The 19,873-nt window shown below is 66.1% G+C and carries 19 protein-coding genes and 1 tRNA gene; 12 read left to right on the top strand and 8 right to left on the bottom strand.

Annotation, left to right across the window (positions count from 1 at the left end; all coding sequences use genetic code 11):
• Positions 1-2: 2 nt before the first annotated feature.
• From AC6CR5_RS17520 to AC6CR5_RS17490, 7 genes are all read left to right on the top strand, one after another.
• A complete protein-coding gene (locus tag AC6CR5_RS17520; RefSeq protein ID WP_327761243.1) occupies positions 3-782 on the top strand; it encodes a C40 family peptidase in 780 nt (259 codons plus the stop codon).
• Entirely contained in the window at positions 779-1,384 is a 606-nt protein-coding gene (locus AC6CR5_RS17515) for a tail assembly protein (protein ID WP_269877331.1), read from the top strand. Before AC6CR5_RS17520 ends, AC6CR5_RS17515 begins: the two co-directional genes overlap by 4 nt.
• On the top strand, positions 1,381-4,992 hold the full coding sequence (locus tag AC6CR5_RS17510; RefSeq protein ID WP_498084764.1) for a TipJ family phage tail tip protein: 3,612 nt from the start codon (positions 1,381-1,383) through the stop codon (positions 4,990-4,992). The genes AC6CR5_RS17515 and AC6CR5_RS17510 overlap by 4 nt, the downstream gene beginning before the upstream one ends.
• The gene (locus AC6CR5_RS17505) at positions 4,989-5,360 is read left to right on the top strand and encodes a hypothetical protein (RefSeq protein ID WP_047991973.1); all 372 of its coding nucleotides are present in this window, start codon (positions 4,989-4,991) and stop codon (positions 5,358-5,360) included. The genes AC6CR5_RS17510 and AC6CR5_RS17505 overlap by 4 nt, the downstream gene beginning before the upstream one ends.
• Positions 5,341-5,577: a hypothetical protein gene (locus AC6CR5_RS17500; RefSeq protein WP_024070527.1), complete on the top strand. Its 237-nt coding sequence runs from the start codon at positions 5,341-5,343 to the stop codon at positions 5,575-5,577. The genes AC6CR5_RS17505 and AC6CR5_RS17500 overlap by 20 nt, the downstream gene beginning before the upstream one ends.
• A complete protein-coding gene (locus AC6CR5_RS17495; protein WP_006385701.1) occupies positions 5,574-6,170 on the top strand; it encodes a tail assembly protein in 597 nt (198 codons plus the stop codon). The genes AC6CR5_RS17500 and AC6CR5_RS17495 overlap by 4 nt, the downstream gene beginning before the upstream one ends.
• Positions 6,171-6,311: 141 nt before the next feature.
• A complete protein-coding gene (locus AC6CR5_RS17490; protein WP_026382512.1) occupies positions 6,312-7,241 on the top strand; it encodes a LysR family transcriptional regulator in 930 nt (309 codons plus the stop codon).
• A gap of 18 nt (positions 7,242-7,259) precedes the next feature.
• Here the strand turns inward: AC6CR5_RS17490 and AC6CR5_RS17485 are convergent, their stop codons facing one another.
• From AC6CR5_RS17485 to AC6CR5_RS17465, 5 genes are all read right to left on the bottom strand, one after another.
• Entirely contained in the window at positions 7,260-8,078 is an 819-nt protein-coding gene (locus AC6CR5_RS17485) for an SDR family oxidoreductase (protein ID WP_006385703.1), read from the bottom strand.
• Positions 8,079-8,108: 30 nt separating this feature from the next.
• On the bottom strand, positions 8,109-9,308 hold the full coding sequence (locus AC6CR5_RS17480) for an ABC transporter substrate-binding protein (protein WP_058665645.1): 1,200 nt from the start codon (positions 9,306-9,308) through the stop codon (positions 8,109-8,111).
• Between the two features lie 52 nt (positions 9,309-9,360).
• Positions 9,361-10,296 carry a 3,5-dioxohexanoate:acetyl-CoA acetone transferase gene (gene kce, locus AC6CR5_RS17475; RefSeq protein ID WP_026382511.1) on the bottom strand — a complete coding sequence of 312 codons (936 nt, stop codon included), beginning with the start codon at positions 10,294-10,296 and terminating at the stop codon, positions 9,361-9,363.
• Between the two features lie 345 nt (positions 10,297-10,641).
• Positions 10,642-10,923, bottom strand: a complete 282-nt coding sequence (locus AC6CR5_RS17470) for a peptidylprolyl isomerase (protein ID WP_006385706.1) — start codon at positions 10,921-10,923, stop codon at positions 10,642-10,644.
• A 199-nt stretch (positions 10,924-11,122) separates the two neighbouring features.
• Positions 11,123-12,139 (bottom strand): amino acid ABC transporter substrate-binding protein, encoded by a 1,017-nt coding sequence (locus AC6CR5_RS17465; protein WP_006385707.1) that lies wholly within the window; start codon positions 12,137-12,139, stop codon positions 11,123-11,125.
• A 291-nt stretch (positions 12,140-12,430) separates the two neighbouring features.
• Here AC6CR5_RS17465 and AC6CR5_RS17460 point away from each other — a divergent pair, with 291 nt between their 5' ends.
• Positions 12,431-12,754 (top strand): YXWGXW repeat-containing protein, encoded by a 324-nt coding sequence (locus tag AC6CR5_RS17460; RefSeq protein ID WP_498084763.1) that lies wholly within the window; start codon positions 12,431-12,433, stop codon positions 12,752-12,754.
• Between the two features lie 71 nt (positions 12,755-12,825).
• Here the strand turns inward: AC6CR5_RS17460 and AC6CR5_RS17455 are convergent, their stop codons facing one another.
• Positions 12,826-13,428 (bottom strand): SEN1982 family lipoprotein, encoded by a 603-nt coding sequence (locus AC6CR5_RS17455; RefSeq protein WP_498084762.1) that lies wholly within the window; start codon positions 13,426-13,428, stop codon positions 12,826-12,828.
• Positions 13,429-13,775: 347 nt separating this feature from the next.
• Between AC6CR5_RS17455 and AC6CR5_RS17450 the strand changes: the two genes are divergently transcribed.
• Both AC6CR5_RS17450 and AC6CR5_RS17445 read left to right on the top strand, forming a co-directional pair.
• Positions 13,776-14,102 (top strand): type II toxin-antitoxin system RelE/ParE family toxin, encoded by a 327-nt coding sequence (locus AC6CR5_RS17450; RefSeq protein WP_316242798.1) that lies wholly within the window; start codon positions 13,776-13,778, stop codon positions 14,100-14,102.
• Positions 14,099-14,401: an addiction module antidote protein gene (locus tag AC6CR5_RS17445; RefSeq protein WP_026382508.1), complete on the top strand. Its 303-nt coding sequence runs from the start codon at positions 14,099-14,101 to the stop codon at positions 14,399-14,401. The genes AC6CR5_RS17450 and AC6CR5_RS17445 overlap by 4 nt, the downstream gene beginning before the upstream one ends.
• A gap of 55 nt (positions 14,402-14,456) precedes the next feature.
• Here the strand turns inward: AC6CR5_RS17445 and AC6CR5_RS17440 are convergent.
• Positions 14,457-14,541: transfer RNA gene (locus AC6CR5_RS17440), tRNA-Leu, on the bottom strand.
• Positions 14,542-14,659: 118 nt separating this feature from the next.
• Positions 14,660-16,051, bottom strand: a complete 1,392-nt coding sequence (locus AC6CR5_RS17435; RefSeq protein WP_024070521.1) for a nucleobase:cation symporter-2 family protein — start codon at positions 16,049-16,051, stop codon at positions 14,660-14,662.
• A 150-nt stretch (positions 16,052-16,201) separates the two neighbouring features.
• Here AC6CR5_RS17435 and AC6CR5_RS17430 point away from each other — a divergent pair, with 150 nt between their 5' ends.
• Positions 16,202-17,605 carry a DKNYY domain-containing protein gene (locus AC6CR5_RS17430; protein ID WP_058207648.1) on the top strand — a complete coding sequence of 468 codons (1,404 nt, stop codon included), beginning with the start codon at positions 16,202-16,204 and terminating at the stop codon, positions 17,603-17,605.
• Positions 17,606-17,806: 201 nt separating this feature from the next.
• Entirely contained in the window at positions 17,807-19,696 is a 1,890-nt protein-coding gene (gene htpG, locus AC6CR5_RS17425) for a molecular chaperone HtpG (protein ID WP_045952967.1), read from the top strand.
• The last annotated feature ends 177 nt before the right edge of the window (positions 19,697-19,873 follow it).

Here is a 19,873-nt window from a genome sequence, read left to right as displayed (position 1 = left end):
GCATGCTCAAGCGCACGATGCAAGCCATCCGCGACCATGGCGTGGCGACGTATCCGCAGGAATGCTGCGGCCTGGTGCTCAAGGCCGGCCGCCGTGAATGGTATGTGCCGTGCCGCAATACGGCCGCCAGCGAAGAGCACTTCGTCATGTCGGCGCAGGACTACGCGGCGGCCGAGGAAAGCGGCCGGATCGTGGCGGTGGTGCATTCGCATCCGGATGCGCCCGCCATGCCCAGCGAGGCCGACCGGGTGGCCTGCGAGGCGTCCGGCCTGCCCTGGTACATCGTGGCGGTGGAGAAGGACCTGGATGGAAAGGTCAAGGCGGGAGAGATCCGCGGCTTCACGCCCGAAGGCTTCCAGGCACCGCTGCTGGGCCGCCAGTTCGCGCATGGCGTGCTCGATTGCTATTCGCTGGTGCGCGACTGGTATGCGCGCGAACGCGGGATCCGGCTGCCGGATTTCGCCCGCGAAGACGGCTGGTGGCAGCCTGGCCATGCGGGCGATCTGTACATGGATCACTACGCCGAGGCGGGATTCCGGCCCCTGGCGCCGCACGAAACCATGGCGCCGGGCGACGTTGTGGTGATGCAGGTGCGGTCGGACCGCGCCAATCACGCCGGCGTCTTCATCGGCCCGGAGCCGCTGCGCGAGGCGCCGGACCTGTTCCCGCTGCCCGACGCAATGTTGCATCACCTGTATGGACGTGACTCCGAACGGGTCGTGTACGGCGGTTTCTGGCGCGAAGCCACCCGCCTGGTGCTGCGTTATGGAGAAAGGACATGAACGACAAGGTACGCCTGGTCCGCCTGTATGGCTGGCTGGGCAAGCGTTTTGGCCGCGAACACCGCCTGGCCGTGGCCAGCCCGGCCGAGGCGGTGCGGGCGTTGTGTGCCCTGTTGCCGGGCTTCGAGCCAGCCTTGCTGGCCAGTGAACGACGCGGGGTGCGCTTCGCCTGCTTCGCCGGTCGCCGCAATCTGTCGCAAGACGAGTTGCGGCACCCGGTGGGCGCGGATGTCATCCGCATCGCGCCGATGCTGGCGGGCGCCAAGAACGGCGGGCTGTTCCAGACCATGCTGGGCGCGGTGCTGATCGCCGCCGCGGCGATCTACAGCGGTGGCGTGACGGCCGCATTCCAGGCAGGGGGGATGTTGCAGGCCACGGCCACCATGGGATTGTCCATGATGCTGAGCGGCGTGGCCCAGATGCTGTCGCCCCAGCAGCGGCTGCTCAGCGCCAAGGACCGGCCCGACAACGGCGCGTCCTATAACTTCAACGGACCCGTGAACACCACTGCGCAGGGAAACCCCGTGCCTTTGCTGTACGGGGAAATGTTCGTCGGCAGCGCCACGATCTCCGCAGGCATCTATTCGGAAGACCACGTATGAAACAACGACATCGCAACAGGAACAAGGCGCCCGCGGGCGCCTTTGCTTTGGGGGGCGGGCGCCACGCCGGGAATCCGGCGCTGGTCGGCCACAAGGGCAAGGGCGGCGGCGGGGGACGCACGCCCGTGGAATCTCCCGACAGCCTGCACAGCACCGCCTATGCGCGCGTCATCGACCTGCTGGGCGAAGGCGAGATCTACGGCCCGGTGCACGGCATGGACAACGCGCTGCGCGACGTCTACCTGAACGGCACCCCCGTGGCCAACGAGGACGGCTCGTTGAACTTCAGCGGCGCCTCGATCGACTTTCGCACCGGCACGCAGTGGCAGGATCCGCTGCCCGGTTTTCCCGCCTCGGAAAGCACCATCGGCATCAATGCCGAGCTCAAGTCGAGCCAGCCGTGGACGCGCCTGTTCACCAATCTGCAGGCGTCGGCGGTGCGCGTGACGCTGGCCGTGGAAGGACTGAGCCGCGCCGACACCAAGAATGGCGACATCAACGGCTACCGCGTCGAGTACGTGATCGAGCTGAACACCGATGGCGCCGGCTACCAGGTGGTGCTGTCGACCGCCTTCGACGGCAAGACCACGCAGCGCTACACCCGCTCGCATCGCATCGACCTGCCGCGCGCGCGCCAGGGCTGGACCCTGCGCGTGCGCCGGATCACGCCCAATGCCAACAGCAATACCATCTCCGACCGCACCGTGGTGGATACGGTCACCGAGATCATCGATGCCAAGCTGCGCTATCCGATGTCCGCGCTGGTGGGCATCAAGATCGACGCTTCGCAGTTCCAGAGCATTCCCACCCGGGCTTACCACATGCGCGGCCGCATCATCCGCGTGCCGTCCAACTATCACCCGGATCTGCGCAGCTACGACGGCGTATGGGACGGCACCTTCAAGCTGGCCTGGACCAACAACCCCGCCTGGATCTTCTACGACCTGGTCAGCAACGACCGCTATGGCCTGGGAACCCGCGTGCCGGCGGGCTGGCTGGACAAGTGGGGCCTGTACCAGATCGGCCGCTATTGCGACGAGATGGTCGACGATGGTTTCGGCGGCAAGGAACCGCGCTTCACCTGCAACGTCTACCTGCAGCAGGCGGCCGATGCCTATCGCGTGGTGCAGGACTTCGCTTCCATCTTCCGCGGCATGGCCTATTGGGCCAATGCCGCGGTGTTCGCGTCCGCCGACATGCCGGGCGATCCGGTCTACACCTTCTCGTCGGCCAACGTGGTCGATGGCAGGTTCAGCTACGCCGGCTCGGCATTGACCACGCGCTACACCGTGGCATTGGTCTCCTGGAGCGATATGTCCGAAATGGGCCGCCAGAAGGTCGAGTACGTCGAAAACCGTGAAGGCATCGCGCGCTACGGCATCCAGCAGGTCGAGGTGACCGGCTTTGGCTGCACCTCGCGGGGCCAGGCGCACCGGATCGGCAAGTGGATGCTGCTGACGTCCAACCTGGAAACGCGTTCGGTCACGTTCTCGGTGGGCCTGGACGCCTGCCGCGTGCGCCCCGGCAGTGTCATCCGCGTGGCGGATCAGCATCTGGCGGGACGGCGCATCGGCGGCCGCATCCGCGAAGGCACCGTCAGCAAGGTCACGGTGGACGCGGAGCTGGGGGTGCGCCCGGGTGACCGCCTGACCGTCAACCTGCCCAATGGCCTGTCGGAAACGCGCGTGGTGGCGGCCGCGGTGGGCACCGGCCTGACGGTGGACAACGTCGCCTTCACGGTGGATTCCACCGAGCTGACGGCCGACCTGGTCGGCCTGCCCGGCACCGTGCTGCACATCACGGTGACCACGCCGTTCTCGCAGGCCCCGGAGGCCGAATGCGTCTGGACCCTGGAATCCGAAGCCCTGTCGGCGCAGACCTTCCGCGTGCTGAGCGTCAAGCGCAAGGAAGGGCTGGTGGCCGAGATCTCGGCGGTCCAGCACGAACCCGGCAAGTTCGACAACGTGGACTTCGGCACCCGGCTGGATCCCAAGCCGATCACGGTGGTGCCGCCCTCGGTGCAACCGGCGCCGGGCAACATCCGCCTGGCGTCGCGCTCGGTGATCGACCAGGGCATCGCGCGCCACGTGGGCGTCATCAGCTGGGACGCCGCGCCCTCGGCCGTGGCCTACCAGGTGCAATGGCGGCGCGACAATTCCGACTGGGTCGAGGCGGGCCGCACGGGCGCATTGACGCTGGAACTGCCGGATATCCGGGCCGGCGCCTACGTGGCGCGGGTGCGTGCCATCAACGTGTCGGACATCTCGTCGGTGTGGGTCAATTCGACCGAAACGACGCTGGAGGGCGATATCGCGCCGCCGCCCGCGCTGGCCCTGCTGGCCGCCAAATCCCTGGTGTTCGGCATCGAGCTGCGCTGGGCCTTCCCGGAAGGCCGCTTCACCGCGCAGCGCACCGAGATCTGGTACAGCGCCTCCAACGACCGCGCCAGCGCCATCAAGCTGGGCGACTTCGCCTTCCCGCAAAGCGCGCATACGTTGATGGGCCTGTCGGCCGGCAAGCGCTTCTACTTCTGGGGCCGCATCGTCGCGCTGAACGGCGAGATCGGCGCCTGGTATCCGGCCGACCAGGGCGTGATGGGCGAATCCAGCTGGGAAGCCAGCGAGATCCTGGAGTACCTGAACGGCAAGATCAGCCGCGACGAACTGGCCAAGGATCTCGTCGGCACCATCGACGGCCTGACGACCGGCCTGGACGAAACGCGCGCGGCCATCACCGCCGAGGAGACCAAGCGGGCCGACGCGGACGGGGCGCTGTCCTCGCGCGTCGACACCGTGCTGGCGACCGCCAACGGCGCCGCCGCGGGTGTCGAGCAGGCGCGCACGGCGCTGGTCGGGCTGGACGGCAAGCTCAAGGCAACCTGGAGCGTAAAAGCCCAGGTCACGCAGGACAACAAGGTCTACGCCGCCGGCATGTCGCTGGGCGCCTACACCCAGCCCGACGGCCAGGTGCAGACCTCGGTGTACTTCCTGGCGGACCGGCTGGCCCTGCTGAACCTGGCCAACGGCGCGACCACCACGCCGTTCGTCATCGAGAACGGACAGACCTTCATCAATGACGCGGTGATCGGCACCGGGCGCATCACCAACGCGATGATCCGCAGCCTGGATGCGGGCAAGATCAATGCCGGATTCATGAACGCGGACCGCATCGAAAGCGCCTCGCTGTTCGCGAAACTGGCGAACTTCGACTCCGCGTACATCAAGACTGCTCATATTGGCCTGGCACAGGTAGACACCTTGCGAATTGCCAGCGGTGCGGTTGTCATCAACAACTCGGCCACCTTCAATCTACAGTGGGGCCGCTATTCCGGAACCAACACGGCCACGGTGTCCATCTATCTGAATGTGGCGGCACGCCTGATGATGCTCCAAAACCATGTCTTCGGTACCGGAGATGGGAACTGGGCGGGGACGTCCAACGTGGTGGGAACGATGACATCCAACTTCGGTTTCAGCGGTACCGGCCAGATCTGGCTCAGCGACTTCCTGTCGCCAGGAACTTATAGCTTGACGATCACTTTCCCGCGGCCGGTCGACGGCTATGGGAACGCGTCGGGCAACATAGCTCTCATGGGACTATTGCGATGAATGTCTACTCTCTTTATGACGCCGATGGGCGTGTATTCAGCGTGCTGTCTTTGCAGCAGGCCGATCAGCTGGGGGATATGGTCGCCGCGAATGGCGCATCGGGATACGTCGATGGCGCCGTCGATGGCCAAAGCCATTATGTGCGCAATGGCCAAGTCACGCCCCGTCCACGCGGCGAGGCAGTCCTGCGGGGGGCGCGGCTCTCCGGTCTTCCGGTCCCCAGCCTGATCGCCATCAATCGCAAGGAATACCCCTGCGACGAAGCGAATATCGAGCTGGAATTCGATCAACCCGGGAAGTACCGCATCGTAGTGCGGGCCTGGCCCTATCTGGACATGGAGTTCGACCTTGAAAATCCGCCACTATGAACCCTACGCGCCGCTGCGCGCGCGCGCCTATCCCGCCATCGGCGACCAGCTCGACGCGATCATGAAGTTCGCCGCGCACCTGCAATCCTCGGGGCAGGCCTTGCCCGAGCCGGTGGCGCAATGGGTGGCGCAATGCCAGGGCGTCAAGCAACGCTACCCCAAACCCGCCAGCGTCGATGCCGGGGGCGGCGCGGACCTCGCGAGGAATCCGACATGACCCAATCCCTGACAACCATCCGCCTCTATGGCAGGCTGGGCGCGGAATTCGGCCGGCTGCATCGGCTGGCCGTCTCCAGCACCGCGGAAGCGGTGCGCGCCCTGTGCGCGCTGCTGCCCGGCTTTGAAACCCGCCTGCTCGACAGCGAATCCCGGGGCGTGCGCTATGCCTGCTTCATCGGCCGCCGCAACCTGGCCGAAGCGGAGCTCGGCCGACCCGCCGGCAACGAGGACATCCGCATCGCGCCCATGCCCACCGGCGCCAAGCGGGGCGGCCTGATGCAGGTGGTGGTGGGCGTGGCGATGATCGTGGCGTCCTTCATCCCCGGCGTCAACGTGGCGCTTTGGGCGGGCGCCAGCACGTCGCTGATGACCATGGGCGTAGCCATGACCCTGGGCGGCGTGGTCCAGCTGCTGACGCCGCAGCAGCGCGCCCTGAGCGTCAAGGACGGCCCGAACAATGGCGCGTCCTACAACTTCAATGGTCCGGTCAACACCACCGCGCAGGGCAATCCGGTGCCGGTGCTGTACGGCGAGCTGTTCGTCGGCAGCGCCACCATCTCGGCGGGGATCTACTCGGAGGACCAGGTGTGAGAAGCGGCGGGCGGCTGTCCCCATGTCGGACGCGATTCCAATCCGCTCTACCTGCTTTTGGCGCCGACTCGACCTAGAATCAGGAACCGGCGCGAGCAGGGCCGCGCCGGCCATATCCAATCGGGGGAGCCGCGACGCCGCATGAAGCGCAACTTCAATATCCACGACCTGCGCATTTTCTACACGGTGGTCATGACCGGATCCACCCGCCAGGCCGCGCAGGCCATGCACCTGACGCAGCCGGCCGTCAGCCACGCGATCTCGCGCCTGGAACAGGCCACCGGCGTGCAACTGTTCGACCGGTCCCACAAGACTCTGCGCCCGACCGAAGCCGGGCAGTATCTCTACAGCGAGGCCAAGCACGTCCTGGACGAGCTGGTCCGCATCGACGAGGCATTGCACAGTATCGAGCAATTCGGTGGCCGCAACCTGCGGATCGCGGCATCGCCGGCGCTGGCGCTGGCGTACGCGCCCGATGCGGTGCGGCGCTACCTCGATGCCAACGGCACCCGGCCGTTCTCGATCGACCTGGAATCCTCGGTGCAGGTCATCAGCGCCGTGGAGACCATGCGCGCCGATTTCGGCCTTGGCGCCGTGTCGCGCGATAGCGCCCGCCTTGCCTTCCTGCCATTCCTGCGCACCGAAGTCATGGCCATCGTCCATCGAGACCATCCCCTGGCGCGCCAGGAGGCGGTCGCGGTCGGCGACATCCGGCCCGACAGCTACGTGCAGCCGCTGTGGTCCGACTACGTCATGCCGCAAGGCGATATCGCCGAGTCGCTGCAACTGCGTTCGGGCATGCAGGCCCACATGTCGCTGCTGCCGGGCACCGTCAGGGCGGTGCGCGGCATCAGCATGGTCAACGCCTTGTCGGCCGCCGACATCGTGCCGGCCTATCCCGAACTGGTGGCGCTGCCGCTGGCGTCGCGCCAGTGGTTCGATTTCGTGCTGATCACGCGCAAGGAATCCGCCAGCCAGGATCTGGCGGAGCGCCTGCTGGACGCGTTGCGCGCCGCGGCCGAGGATCGTCGGCACGGCGTCTATGCGCGGACCATCCAGCTGCTCGCATGAGTCGCCGGCGGTCGCGTGTCAATCCGCCGGCGGCTGCCAGGGCAGCGACTGCAGGTCGCCATCGATGCTGATGGCCTGGCCGCTGACCATCGCGCCGAACGGGCTGGCCAGGAACAGCGCCATGTTGGCGATGTCGGCCGCCCGCACGAACTGCCCCAGGCTGACACCGGCCAGTTCCAGCCGGGTTTCCTCGGCCACCGTCACGCCCATGTTGCGGGCGCGCGCCTCGATCACCCGGTCGATCCGCGGCCCCGCCACCAGTCCGGGCAGCAGCGCGTTGACCCGGATGCCGTAGCCACCCAGTTCCACTGCCAGCGATCGCGTCAATCCCACCACGCCCCATTTCGTGGCCGCGTAGGGCGTGCGCATCGGCACGCCCATGCGGCCGGCCACCGAGCTGATATTGATGATGCTGCCGCCGCCGGCCTGGCGCAAGGCCGGCAGCGCGTGGCGCACGGTATGGAATTGCGATGCCAGGTTGATGTCCAGCGTCGCGTCCAGCTCCTGCGGCGCAATGTCGGCGATACCGGCGGTCGGCCCGGCGATGCCGGCGTTGTTCACCAGCACGTCCAGCCCGCCCAGCCGCGCCAAGGCTTCCTGCATGTAGCGGTCGATCTGGTCGCGCTGGCTGACGTCGGCGCGTGACCAGGGATGCGGGCAGGCCGCCAGCGCGCGTTCGTCCACATCGCAGATATGGACCTGGGCGCCACGCGCGGCGAAGGCGCCGGCGATGGCCGCGCCGATGCCGGCCGCGCCCGCCGTCACGATCACACGCTGGCCGGTCAGGTCGACGGGCAGGGCGGCGATATCGCCGGGAATGGGGTTCTTAGTGGTCATGCGGATTCCTTGCGGGAGTGGGGCGCGGGATCAGGGCTTCATCAATCGGCAGGTCGATTCCGCCGGCGAGGTGTAGATCTGGTCGCCCGGCGCGCGCGCCACCAGCTTGTAGTAGTCCCAAGGCCCCTTCGATTCCGCCGGGGTTTTCACCTGCATCAGGAACATGTCGTGCACCATCAGGCCGTCCGCGCGGATCCTGCCATCCTTGACGAAGAAGTCGTTCACCGGATTGGCCTTGAGCCACTTCATCACCGTGTCGCCGTCGGTGCTGCCGGTGGCGGCCACCGCCTTCAGGTAGGTCGTGGCGGCCGAGTAGTCGCCCGCCTGCAGCATCGACGGCTTCTTCTTCATCTTCTCCTCGAAGCGCGCGGCCCATCGCCGCGAGGCGTCGTCCTGGTCCCAGTACCAGGCGGTGGTCAGGTACATGCCCTGCGCCGCCGGCAGGCCAAGCGCATGGATGTCGGTGATCAGCACCAGCAGGCCGGCGATCTTCATCTTCGGCGTCAACCCGAATTCGGCCGCGGCCTTGACCGCGTTGCTCGTGTCGCTGGCCGAATTGGCCAGGCCCAGCACCGACGCGCCAGAGGCCTGCGCCTGCAGGATGAACGAGGAGAAATCCGCGGTGTTCAGCGGGTGGCGCACGCGCCCCTTGACCTGGCCGCCGTCGGCCTGCACCACCGCCGAGGCGTCGCGCTCCAGCGCCTGGCCGAAAGCGTGGTCCACCGTCAGGAAGAACCAGTCCTTGTTGCCTTCCTTGAGCATGGCGCGGGCCGTGCCCCGGGCCAGGGACACCGTGTCATAGGCATAGTGCACGGTGTACGGGGTGCATTGGGAATTGGTCAGCTCCGAGGCGCCCGCGCTGACCACGAAGAACGGCGTCTTCTTTTCCTCGGCCACCTTGGCCATGGCCAGCGCCGCCGCCGAATTCGCGCCGGCGATCAGCATGTTCACGCCTTTCTGGTCGAGCCATTCGCGGGCCCGCGACGAAGCGATGTCGGCGCGGTTCTGGTGGTCGGCCACCAGAACCTCGACCTTCTTGCCCGCCACCACGCCGCCCAGGTCCGCCACCGCCATCTTGATGGCCTCGGCGCCGCCCGGGCCGTCGGCGTCGGCCGACAGACCCGACATATCGGTGATGAAGCCGATGCGGATCACGCCATCATCGGCCTGCGCCGCGCCCGTCCATCCCAGCACGGCGGCCAGCGCGGCCGCGCACAGTGTTTTTTTCATGTGTGTCTCCTCGATCCCGCGGATCTTGTTGATATGGACGCCCCGCCGCCGCTCAGAAGGCGACGTCGTGCCCGCCCTTCAGTTGCAGGGTCGCGCGCGCCTCGTCGGGCGTGGCGACCTGCAGCGACAGGTCTTCCAGGATGCGGCGGATGCGCCGCACCTGGTCGGCGTTGGACCGCGCCAGTTCGCCCGGCCCGTCCCACAGCGAATCCTCCAGGCCCACGCGCACGTTGCCGCCCATCGTCGCCGCCATCGTTGCCAGCGGCGTCTGCTTGCGCCCGGCGGCCAGCACCGACCAGATGTAGTCGGCGCCGAACAGCCGGTCGGCCGTGCGCTTCATCATCATCACGTCTTCTGGGTGCGTGCCGATGCCGCCACGAATGCCAAAGACCGACTGGATCAGGAAGGGCGGCTTGAGCAGCTTGCGATCCACGAAATGCGCGGCGGTGTAGAGATGGCCGATGTCATAGCATTCGATCTCGAAGCGCGTGCCGTTGTCGCCGCAGGATGCCAGGATGTGCTCGATATCCTTGAAGGTGTTCTTGAAGATCAGGTCGTTGCTGCCTTCGAGATAGGGGCGTTCCCAGGCGTGCTCGAACGCCTTGAAGCGTTCCAGCAGCTCGTACATCCCGAAATTCATCGACCCCATGTTCAGCGAAGCCACTTCCGGCTTGAAGCGCAGCGCCGGCGCCATGCGGTCCGCCAGCGGCAGGATCGGCGATCCGCCCGTGGTGATGTTGATCACCACGTCCGACGCTTCCTTGATGCGCGGCAGGAACTGGGCATATAGCGCAGGGTCCTGGGTAGGTTGCCCGGTGTCGGGCTGGCGCGCATGCAGATGCACGATGGCCGCGCCCGCCTGGGCGGCTTCGATCGCCGCCTGGGCGATCTGGTCCGGGGTGACGGGAAGGTGGGGCGACATCGACGGCGTGTGGACCGAGCCGGTGATGGCGCAGGTGATGATGACTTTGTTTCGGGACGGCTTCATGGGCCTGGCACCTCGCGGTTTTTGGGGCCCCGGTTGTCTCCTCCGGGTGCAGGCCATTCTGTCGTACCCCCGCAGGGCTGTCACCTGAACAGAAATTATCAATTGATAGGAAATCCGGTGCTGCGGCGCAGCGGACGGTCCGCTGCGACCGCCCCGGCTCTTGCCGGTGCATGGCATTTCCGGTTGGGCCCACGCTCAAGCGCAACTGGAACGGCGTCTTCAGGGGGGCTCTATTCGTTCCAGCCGGCAGCGACATGCAGTCCGACACCCCCGCGTCGGTCGCGGACAATAAAAAGCCGCCGCCGGACATGCCCGGCGGCGGCCTCGCAGCTTGGCGCGGCGGAATCAGTCCTTGCGGCTGGTGACTTCGACCAGGTGATAGCCGAATTGGGTCTTCACCGGCCCCTGGACTTCACCAACCGGGGCGCTGAACACCACGGTGTCGAATTCCTTGACCATCTGGCCCGGGCCGAACGTGCCCAGGTTGCCGCCGTCGCGGCTGGACGGGCAGCTGGAGTTTTCCTTGGCCAGTTGCGCGAAGTCGGCGCCGTTCTCGATGGCGGTCTTCAGTTCGTTGGCCTTGGCTTCGGTCGAAACCAGGATGTGACGGGCGGAGGCTTGTGCCATGTGGTGGCTCCTTGCTGGGGAATGATCGGGGAGGGGAGAGTAACGCATTTGGGCGGACTCGATACCGCTCCATCATAAACGGGGTTGGGAACGCGGCCGGTGCCTGGCGGGACCGCGCTTACATCTTGGAATGGATGGCAGCAAGGCGCACAAGAAAACGGGCGCATCGCGCGCCCGTTGGTCCTGCTGGATGGCCGTCTTACCGCACCGGCCACCCATACATCAGCCCGCCATTCCGATACGACGCATTCAATCCCCGCGACAGCTTCATCGGGCTGGTGGCCCCGAGGTTCTTCTCGAAGCTCTCGCCGTAATTGCCGATCTGCTTGATGACGTTGTAGGCCCACTTGTCATCCACGCCCAGGTTCTTGCCCATGCCCGGGGTCACGCCCAGCAGGCGCTGCACATTGGGGTTGGTGCTCTTGAGCATCTCGTCCACGTTCTTCGAGGTGACGCCGTATTCCTCGGCCTCGAGCATCGCGAACATGGTCCAGCGCACCACGTTGAACCACTGCTCGTCGCCCTGGCGCACCATGGGGCCGAGCGGTTCCTTGGAGAAGTTCTCCGGCAGGATGTCGTACTTCTCGGGATTCTCCAGGTTGGTGCGGGCCGCGGCCAGTTGCGATTTGTCACCGGTGAAGGCATCGCAGCGGCCCACCGCGAAGGCGCGGATGATCTCGTCCAGGCGCTCGACCACCACGGGCTTGAAGGCGATGTTCTGCGAGCGGAACCAGTCGGACAGGTTCAATTCCGTGGTCGTGCCGGGCTGCACGCAGACCGTGGCGCCGTCCAGCTCCTTGGCGCTTTTCACGTTGAGCGACTTGTTCACCATGATGCCCTGGCTGTCGTAGTAGTTCACGCCCACGCCGATCAGGCCCAGGGTGGTGTCGCGGGTCAGGGACAGGGTGGTGTTGCGCGGCAGGACGTCGACTTCGCCGGACTGCAGGGCGGTGAAGCGCTGCACCGCGCTGACCGCCATGATCTTGGCCTTGGAGGCATCGCCGAACATGGTCACGGCCAGCGCGCGGCACAGGTCCACGTCCAGCCCCATCCAGCCGCCCTTGCTGTCGTTGACCGAGAAGCCGGCCACGCCCGTGGACACGCCGCACTGCACGAAGCCCTTGTTCTTGACGCTCTCGAACGTCACGCCCGCGCTGGCGCCCCACGACGAGAGAAGGAGCGCGGCGCCTGCCGCGACGGTAGTCAGTGCTTTCATGGTGTCTCCGCGCGGGGGCGCAACTTATTGATCCGTGTCCGCCGGTCGGCGGAAATTCGGCGAATGGTATCGGCCGGACCCGGGGCGGAGAATCGGGGAATTCCCCTTAAATCCACTGGGCGGAATTTACCGGGGCCAGATGGGTTGGCCGCAGGTCCCTTGGCGCGTCTCACCGCGCGAAATCCACTGAAACCGTCTGCCCCCGGCGCGTAACCCTTTCGATAATTTCCTGCGCGCACACTCGCCTTACCGCGTCCGCATCGGCGGGCGCGACTGCGAGGGAAATGCATCATGAAGAATCTTGCCAAAGCCGCGATGGCCGCGGGCGCCGTGGTGGTCCTGTCCCTGGGGGCGTTGAGCGTCCCGGGTGTGGCGCGGGCCGGCGTGGCCATCAGTATCGATGTGGCGCCGCCGCCGCCGCGCGTGGAAGTGCTGCCCCCCCCACGCGTGGGCTACGTGTGGGCGCCGGGGCATTGGGAGTGGGTCGGCGGCCGCCATGCCTGGATTGGTGGCGTGTGGATGCCGGCCCGGCCTGGCTACGTGTATCACGGGCCGGAGTGGCGCCAGCGGCATGGACAGTGGGTGTACTACGAGGGGCGCTGGGGGCGGCATTGAGAGTGCGCCTGGCGTGAGGGGGTAAGTGGCGTAAGGGGCGGCCTTTCCGACGCGGGCGGCCCTCTTGCGCTTCAGCGCTTGAACAGGCGTTCGTGCAGCCAGCCGTCGTTGGTCAGCACCAGCCCCGCGTGGCCACGGATGTCGCCCTTCGCTTCTTCCGCCATGTTCGTGTATGCGGCTTGCACTTTGTCGTTCTTGATCCAGTCGGCCGTGTCTTTCGCCTTGTAGTGGAAGTTCACCTGCGAGACCTTCATGCCCATCATGTCGCTGGGCTCCGTGAAGTTGTCCACGTCGACCACGGTGTACGAGCCCGTGCAGAAGGCAAACTTGTGCCGCTCGCCAAGGTACTTCCTGCCCAATTCGGTGACCTCGTATTCGGTGCCGGGCACGGTGCCGCCGAACAGCGCCTTGAGTTCCGTATCGTGCTTGCTGAGCAGGCCGGCATCGGCAAGCGCGTCTGCGCGGGATTTGCGACCCCGGCCCAGCATGTCCTGGTTTTCCAGCCTGAAGGGCAGTTCCCGCGCGGGGAGGTCGGCGCAGATGCCGTTCTGCGTATCCAGGTAGGCCTGGATGGCTTTGCTGAAGTTGCTCTTGTTGGCGTCCTTGGCGCCGCCGCACGCCGCCAGGGCGAGGGCGATGCTGCTCACGGCAACGAGTTTGAAGGCGGTCTGCAAGGTGGGATCCTCCGTGTAGGCAACGCGCCCAGGCGCAAGCGTGTCGCGACGGATGTCGACCCCTGGCTGAGCCAGACGATTATGTCGATGATCGTACGGTCGGATCAGGTGAATTCTTCTGATTAGCTCCGTGGAGCGCGGGATCAGGAAGGGCGGCAGTCAATGGTCAGGGCACGCCCTTCAGGTGCTGAAACCCGGCCGAAAGTGTGCTCGTAATGTCCATGTTGAGGTCTCCGTGCGTGTTGGGGAGCTTACTCTTTCAATGGCCGTGCGCGTGACCATGTCCTTTCCTACTTCGGAGGCTCCCGCATGTTTTTCAGCCGCGGCTGGTTTGGTTTTTATCCCTTTTGAGCGACAATGGTGAGATGCTGAGGTTCCGCGAAACCGACGTTTTTTCAAGATGGATCACGGAGTTGCGGGACGCGCGTGCAAAGGCGCACATCGTGCGCAGGCTGGCCAGGGCGATGGTCGGGAATTTCGGCGATGTCGCGCCCGTGGGCGACGGCATCAGTGAAATGCGGATCGACGTCGGTACAGGCTATCGGGTCTATTACCGTCGCCAGGGACTAGTGGTGTATGTACTGCTGTGTGGCGGCGACAAGGCGTCCCAGGCGCGTGACATCGTCACCGCGAAACGCCTGTGGAGCGAACTGAAAGGGAAGGCACTCAAATGATTCAGCTGCGTGATTTCGACCCGGTGAACTACCTGTCCGATGAAGAGGCCATTGCGCATTATCTCGCCGATGCCGCGGCCGATCCCGATCCGGATGCCTTCCTCCAGGCCTTGGGCGATGTGGCCCGTGCGCGAGGTATCGGAGCCATTGCCAAGGAGACCGGTTTGGCGCGCACGAACCTTTACCGCGTGCTCGCGCCGGGAGCCAACCCGAGCTACCTGACGTTGCGCCGGGTGATGGACGCGCTGGGAGTATCGCTGACGGCCGTTTCCAAGGGCAAGGACGCGGCGCACGCATAGCGCCACCGACCCAAACAAAAAGCCGCGCTGCATGGCAGTCGCGGCTTTTGCAATCTGGTGCCCGGGGCCGGAATCGAACCGGCACGCCTTGCGGCGGGGGATTTTGAGTCCCCTGCGTCTACCAATTTCACCACCCGGGCAGGCTGGTCGCGGAGCCGTCCAGGTGACGGTCGCGGGTAAAGCGAAGACCGCGATTATATGCGGTCTGGCGGAAATTGTCAGGCAAGGGCCCGGCGCAATGGGCGCCGGGCCGCCAGATCACTTCTTTTCCGGCAGGAACCAGTTCATCACCAGCGCGCAGATGCCGCCGGTGGCCACACCCGATTCCAGCACGTTTTTCACGGCGTGCGGCAGGTGCGACAGGATCTCGGGCACTTGCGACACGCCCAGGCCCAGGGCCAGCGACACGGCGATGATCAGCAGGGCGCGGCGGTCCAGGTGGATGCCGGCCAGGATGTTGATGCCCGAGGCGGCCACGGCGCCGAACATGACCATGGCGGCGCCGCCCAGCACGGGTTCGGGCACGGCCTGCAGCACGCCGGCGACGGCGGGGAACAGGCCCAGCAGGACCAGCATGCCGGCGATCCACACGCCGACGTGGCGGCTGGCGATGCCGGTCAGCTGGATGACGCCGTTGTTCTGGGCGAAGACCGAGCTGGGGAAGGTGTTGAAGACACCGGCCAGCAGCGAGTTGGCGCCGTTGACCAGTACGCCGCCCTTGATGCGCTGCATCCACAGCGGGCCTTCGACCGGCTGCTTGGACACCTTGCTGGTGGCGGTGACGTCGCCGATGGCTTCGAGCGAGGTGACCAGGTAGATGATCAGCATCGGCACGAACAGCGACCACGAGAAGCCCAGGCCGAAGTGCAGCGGCATGGGCACCTGGAACAGGGCGGCTTCGCGCGCGCCGGTGAAGTCCAGGCGGCCCATGTAGGCGGCGGCGATGTAGCCGACGGCCAGCGCCAGCACCAGTGCGGTGCTGCGGATCCACACCACCGGCACCCGGTTCAGCAGGATGATGGTGCCCAGCACCAGGCCCGACAGCGTCAGGTTCTCGGCGCTGGCGAAGGTGCCTTTGGCCATGGCGCTGTAGCCGCCGCCCATGCTGATGAGGCCGACCTTGATCAGCGTCAGGCCGATCAGCAGCACGACGATGCCGGTGACCAGCGGGGTGATCAGGCGCTTGACGAAAGGCAGGATGCGGCTGATGCCCATCTCGACGAAGGAACCGGCGATGACGACCCCGAAGATCGCGGCCATGACGGTTTCGACCGGCGTGCCCTGCTTGACCATGACCGAGCCGCCGGCGATCAGCGGGCCGACGAAGTTGAAGCTGGTGCCTTGCACGATCAGCAGCCCCGCGCCCAGCGGGCCGAAGCGCTTGCACTGCACGTAGGTGGCGATGCCGGAGATGACCAGCGACATCGACACGATCAGGGTGGTGTCGCGGCTGCTGACGTCCAGGGCCTGGCAGATCAGCAGACCGGGGGTGACGATGGGGACCAGGATGGCCAGCAGGTGCTGCAGGGCGGCGACGAAGGCGACGGGGGCGGCGGGACGGTCGTCCGGGCCATAGACCAGGTCGTGGCGGGGTTCGGCGTCGTCGGACGCGCCGTGGGAGGCGGGTTGGGTCAGGGAGGCGGGTTGCATGGCGGCAGGGTCGGCCAGGGCGGGGGTAGGGGAGGAAAGTGCGGGATTTTAGCGGGGAAGACCCCCGGGCGCACCGCGACCGCCGCGGGGCCGCCAGGAGGCTTGATAGAATTCCTGTCCGCCAACCAGGGGCCGCCGGCCCGGGAATCGATGCAAAAGCGCACCAGAGGGATCGTGATCGGCCTGGTCCTGTTGATCGCCATCCTGCCGCTGTGCCTGCTGTTCTGGTTGATCGACGACGGCGACAATTTCGCCGCCATCGATCGTGGCGAGTCCTACGGCAGCAGTATCTACAAGCGCTACCAGGGCGAGGTCTATGCGGCCGTGCCCAGCAATGGCTATTACCGGATGCCCGAGGCCGACCCGGCCGGCCTGCAGACGTTCGACACCGGTCGCTACGACGGCCGGCAGGCGGCGCGCGACAGCCGCCACGTGTATTGCGGCAACCGCGTGCTGCCTGGGATGCGGCCCGGATTGACGCGCTACCTGGGCAACAGCTATTTCAGCGACGGCGCCATCACCTATTTCTGCGACTTTGCTTCCGAACTCAACCGCGACCTCGGCGGGCTGGACGAGGTCTGGCAGAAGATCCTGTATCGCGCCGGCAAGGGCGACAAGCCGCAGACTTACCTGTACCCGTTCCTGGCCCTGCCGGCCAGCGCCCAGCCGTATCGCCCTTTGCTCGACCGCCAACTGGCCACCGACGGCGCGCGCGTGTTCTACGAGGGCCGCGAAATGCCGCGGGCGGACCCGTCGCGGCTGCGCCGTATCGCGGCGATCCAGGGCGGTGAAACGCGGCCGGGCAACGACTTCTTCGCCGATGGCAGCCGGGTGTATTACCGGGAAACGCCATTGCCGCTGTCGGATGATCCGGCGCTCTATACCTTCATGGTGGGCAACCTGCACCGCCAGCCCTATCTCTATGACCGGCGCGATGGCATGGTGTACCTGGGCGCGCTGGCGTTCGACGCGGCGCATGCGCCGTACCGGCTGCTGAACGAGCCGGGACGGCACGTGCACCACGCCCTGTTCGCCAGCAAGGACGGCATCTACTTCTATGACAGCGAGAAGCGCCAGGTGGAGCGCGCCGGCGACGATCCGTTCGCGGCGGGCGGCTTCACGGCGCTGTCGCCGTACGTGTTCTGGGACGGCAGGCAGCTGCTGTTTCTCAAGAGCAAGGAGGTGTGGAGCCGCTCGCGCGGCGGGGGCGGCCTGATGTCCCGTTCCACGCTGGTCCTGCGCATGAAGGACGCGCCGACGGGCCAGTGGACCAAGCTGGGCGATGTCTATCACGGCTTCGGTTCGGTCTGGCGCCACGGCGATGCGCTCTATTATCTCGACGAGTTGGGCGCCACCCAGCTGATCTACAGCCCGATCTACCGCATCCTGGACCACAAGGCGGCGGATTTCCTGTTGCGGTCGCAGCAGACCCGGCAGATCAAGGCGGATGACATCCGCAAGCTGGTCCACGGCGGCACGCTGGCCGTGCCCGCGTTCGACGAGGTGCTGGAGGCAAAGACGCGTTATCGCCGCGGCTTGCTCTCCCTGTTCTGATGTGCCGGGCGGCGCATCCTTGCCTGTTCGGTTCCCCTTTTTTCGTGTTCGCCGGCAGGGCTGGGGCGGGCCGGCGATTTCCCGGTCTTGAAATATTTCGGATGGCCCCCATCACAACAGGGTTTCCCGGAAACCGCCTGGGCTGCGCGCCCCGCCATCCGGCTTTCTTTTGTCCCTAATTTTCCGACTTTTCATACAACGATGAGCCAAACCGCCACGTCCGAAACCCTGGGATTCCAGGCCGAGGTGAAGCAGCTGCTGCACCTGATGATCCATTCGCTGTACAGCAACAAGGAAATCTTCCTGCGCGAGCTGGTGTCGAACGCATCCGACGCCTGCGACAAGCTGCGCTTCGAGGCCATCGATAATCCGGCGCTGCTGGAAGGCGATGGCGAGCTGGCCATCACCGTCAGCTACGACAAGGACGCGCGCACCATCACGATTTCCGACAACGGCATCGGCCTGTCGCGCGAAGAGGCCGTGGCCAACCTGGGCACCATCGCCCGTTCCGGCACGCGCGAGTTCTTCTCGCAGCTGACCGGCGACAAGCAGAAGGACGCGCAGCTGATCGGCCAGTTCGGCGTGGGCTTCTATTCCTCGTTCATCGTGGCCGACAAGGTCACGGTGGTCAGCCGCCGCGCCGGCGCCACCGACGCGATCCGCTGGGAGTCCGACGGCCAGGGTGAATTCACCATCGCCGCCGCCGACAAGGCCACGCGCGGCACCGACGTCACGCTGCACCTGCGCGCCGACGAAGACGAGCTGCTCAACGGCTGGAAGCTGCGCGAGATCCTGCGCCGCTACTCCGACCACATCTCGCTGCCGATCCGCATGGCCAAGGAAGAGTGGGATTCGGAGAAGGGCGAGCAGGTCAAGAAGGACGAACTCGAAACGGTCAACCAGGCCAACGCGCTGTGGGCCCGCAACAAGGCGGATGTGACCGAGGAACAGTACCGCGAGTTCTACAAGACGGTGTCGCACGACTACGACGACCCGCTGGCCTGGACCCACAACCGCGTCGAAGGCCGCAGCGAATACACGCAGCTGCTGTACGTGCCCAAGCATGCGCCGATGGACCTGTGGGACCGCGACGGCCGCCGCGGCGTCAAGCTGTACGTCAAGCGTGTCTTCATCATGGACGACGCCGACCAGCTGTTGCCGTCGTACCTGCGCTTCGTGCGCGGCGTGATCGACTCGGCCGACCTGCCGCTGAACGTGTCGCGCGAGATCCTGCAGGAAAGCCGCGACGTGCGCGCCATCCGCGAAGGCTCGGCCAAGCGCATCCTGTCGCTGCTGGAAGACCTGGCCGAAAACAAGCCGGAAGACTACGCCACGTTCTGGTCGGAATTCGGCCAGGTGCTCAAGGAAGGCGCGGGCGAAGACCATGCCAACCTGGAACGCATCGCCAAGCTGATGCGCTTTGCCTCGACCCACACCGGCGACCAGGCCCAGACCGTGTCGTTCGCCGACTACGTGGGCCGCATGAAGGAAGGCCAGGACAAGATCTACTACGTCACGGCCGACACTTTCGCCGCTGCCAGCAACAGCCCGCACCTGGAAATCTTCCGCAAGAAGGGCATCGAGGTGCTGCTGCTGTCCGACCGCGTCGACGAGTGGATGCTGTCGTACCTGCGCGAATTCGACGGCAAGTCGCTGGTGTCGGTGGCCAAGGGCGGCCTCGACCTGGCCGAGCTGGCCGACGAGGAAGAAAAGAAGCACCAGGCCGAAGTGGCCGAGGACTTCAAGCCGCTCGTCGAGCGCCTGCAAAAGACCCTGGAAGACCAGGTCAAGGAAGTGCGCGTGACGCTGCGCCTGGTGGATTCGCCGGCGTGCGTGGTGGTGGGCCAGAACGAACTCAGCCCGCACCTGCTGCGCATGCTGAAGGCGGCCGGCCAGGAAGCGCCCAACGTCAAGCCGGTGCTGGAAATCAACCCGGAACACCCGCTGCTGGCCCGCATCCGCGCCGCCGAAGACGGCGAGTTCGATCAATGGGCCCGCCTGCTGCTCGACCAGGCCTTGCTGGCCGAAGGCGCGCAGATCGCCGACCCGGCGGCGTTTGTGAAGCGGCTGAATGCGTTGCTGCTGAAGTAAGCGGCGGTACGAAGGCAGGAAAAGGGCGCCCGCGAGGGCGCCCTTTTTCATTGGCGAGCGGCGGTTGTGGCCGGACTACCTCGTTGGGGATGGAATCGTGCAATCGGTCCCTGTTGTCCTCGACGCATATTCCCGCTCGGTAATTTCTTGATGAACAACGCGATTTCCGTCGAAAGA

Source organism: Achromobacter sp. EG18 (assembly GCF_059759395.1).
Note: the sequence above shows the minus strand (reverse complement) of the source record. Positions and strands in the feature narration are given on the sequence as shown.

Bases quoted from the DNA above. Each gene is read 5' to 3' on its own strand.
- AC6CR5_RS17470 (WP_006385706.1), bottom strand. From the start codon at position 10,923: ATGGCACAAGCCTCCGCCCGTCACATCCTGGTTTCGACCGAAGCCAAG.
- AC6CR5_RS17510 (WP_498084764.1), top strand. From the start codon at position 1,381: ATGAAACAACGACATCGCAACAGGAACAAGGCGCCCGCGGGCGCCTTT.
- AC6CR5_RS17430 (WP_058207648.1), top strand. From the start codon at position 16,202: ATGCAAAAGCGCACCAGAGGGATCGTGATCGGCCTGGTCCTGTTGATC.
- htpG (WP_045952967.1), top strand. From the start codon at position 17,807: ATGAGCCAAACCGCCACGTCCGAAACCCTGGGATTCCAGGCCGAGGTG.
- AC6CR5_RS17480 (WP_058665645.1), bottom strand. From the start codon at position 9,308: ATGAAAAAAACACTGTGCGCGGCCGCGCTGGCCGCCGTGCTGGGATGG.
- AC6CR5_RS17520 (WP_327761243.1), top strand. From the start codon at position 3: ATGCTCAAGCGCACGATGCAAGCCATCCGCGACCATGGCGTGGCGACG.
- AC6CR5_RS17490 (WP_026382512.1), top strand. From the start codon at position 6,312: ATGAAGCGCAACTTCAATATCCACGACCTGCGCATTTTCTACACGGTG.
- AC6CR5_RS17485 (WP_006385703.1), bottom strand. From the start codon at position 8,078: ATGACCACTAAGAACCCCATTCCCGGCGATATCGCCGCCCTGCCCGTC.
- AC6CR5_RS17495 (WP_006385701.1), top strand. From the start codon at position 5,574: ATGACCCAATCCCTGACAACCATCCGCCTCTATGGCAGGCTGGGCGCG.
- kce (WP_026382511.1), bottom strand. From the start codon at position 10,296: ATGAAGCCGTCCCGAAACAAAGTCATCATCACCTGCGCCATCACCGGC.
- AC6CR5_RS17435 (WP_024070521.1), bottom strand. From the start codon at position 16,051: ATGCAACCCGCCTCCCTGACCCAACCCGCCTCCCACGGCGCGTCCGAC.
- AC6CR5_RS17445 (WP_026382508.1), top strand. From the start codon at position 14,099: ATGATTCAGCTGCGTGATTTCGACCCGGTGAACTACCTGTCCGATGAA.
- AC6CR5_RS17460 (WP_498084763.1), top strand. From the start codon at position 12,431: ATGAAGAATCTTGCCAAAGCCGCGATGGCCGCGGGCGCCGTGGTGGTC.
- AC6CR5_RS17515 (WP_269877331.1), top strand. From the start codon at position 779: ATGAACGACAAGGTACGCCTGGTCCGCCTGTATGGCTGGCTGGGCAAG.
- AC6CR5_RS17465 (WP_006385707.1), bottom strand. From the start codon at position 12,139: ATGAAAGCACTGACTACCGTCGCGGCAGGCGCCGCGCTCCTTCTCTCG.
- AC6CR5_RS17505 (WP_047991973.1), top strand. From the start codon at position 4,989: ATGAATGTCTACTCTCTTTATGACGCCGATGGGCGTGTATTCAGCGTG.